The organism is Gordonibacter massiliensis (ex Traore et al. 2017) (assembly GCF_019731765.1).
Lineage (GTDB): Bacteria > Actinomycetota > Coriobacteriia > Coriobacteriales > Eggerthellaceae > Gordonibacter > Gordonibacter massiliensis.
In genome coordinates this window covers 1-1150 of record NZ_JAASIO010000028.1, presented here as the reverse complement: position 1 = coordinate 1150, position 1150 = coordinate 1, and the positions used below count along the sequence as shown (strand labels likewise).

General features: G+C 50.2%; 1 protein-coding gene. It reads right to left on the bottom strand.

Annotated elements, in window-relative coordinates:
- Positions 1-116 precede the first annotated feature (116 nt).
- On the bottom strand, positions 117-1150 hold a 1034-nt coding region (locus HCH03_RS16190), incomplete at its 5' end, for a C40 family peptidase (protein WP_221690332.1).

The following is a 1150-nucleotide window of genomic DNA, read 5'->3' as shown; positions in this document are numbered from 1 at the left end:
CGATCGCAAAGGCAAATACGGATGGTGCGCAAACCCTCGAACGCTCACTCGGCATCTTCAGTCACTTTCGAACGAATGTCTTCAAACCTCTACATACAAGCAGCTTCCGCTCTAGCTCATGCTAATATCCTGCGAACAACTACGTATCCAGCGTTTTTCGCTGAAAGAGGCACGTACTGGCAATGTCCCCCAAAGGTCGGCTCCTCGTAAATCATCCCATTTCCAGCGTACATCACCACATGCTCGGGAACGCCAGGAGACGAGAAGTACATAAGAATCAAATCGCCGGGGGCTGCTTCGGAAAGGGACACCCCTCGCCCGTCGTATACCTGCCCATAGGTTTCAAAATCGATTGTTATACCCAGTTGTCGATAGCACCAATAGGTAAATGACGCGCAATCCATACCGCCATCTTCAGGATATCGCCCTAGCCAGACATAAGGGACCCCTAAAACTGAATCTGCTGCAGCCATCAACCGGTTAATGGCGTCTTGTCGATTCTCGCGCCCACTCGCATCAATCCATAAATAGGTCCCATTCCCAAGACGAATGGCACGAGTGCTGACTAGCGAAAGAGCTCCGTCGTTGTTAGCATCATACCAATACCCATCTACCGGACTCGTGGCATTTCGCATCACATATCCAACGTCTGGCAGACCGTAGTATTTTTGTCCAGCAGCATCAATCATGCCAACATGCGCACCAATATGACCAAAACACGAAAAATCTAAATAATAGCGTTCGAGTCGACCATCATATCGATCTGTCACCAACCATCCAGTAGTTACAGCAAGCCTGCCATCATTGTCAGCTAATAGAACACCATTGCCGTAAGGCATTTTTCCTCGTACAACGTACCCTTGGCCTTCCTGACCATAAAAAGAATTCGGCTCGCCTTCAAACACCGCAGTAAAATATCCGACTTGAGCGCCAAAATAACCTACCTGATTAGGTATTTGTATTATCCAGTAGCGCTGTAAGTCGCTGTCATACACCTTAGTAACCAGCCAGCCTGACGACGAAACCATCTTGCCATCGTTGTCAGCAAGCAGCACTACCGAGCCCCAAGATGCTTTCCCTCGCAGCACGTAGCCCTGGCCGCCCAGGCCGAAGTAGTTCGCGCCGTCGACGCTGAAGTAGCCGCTGCACG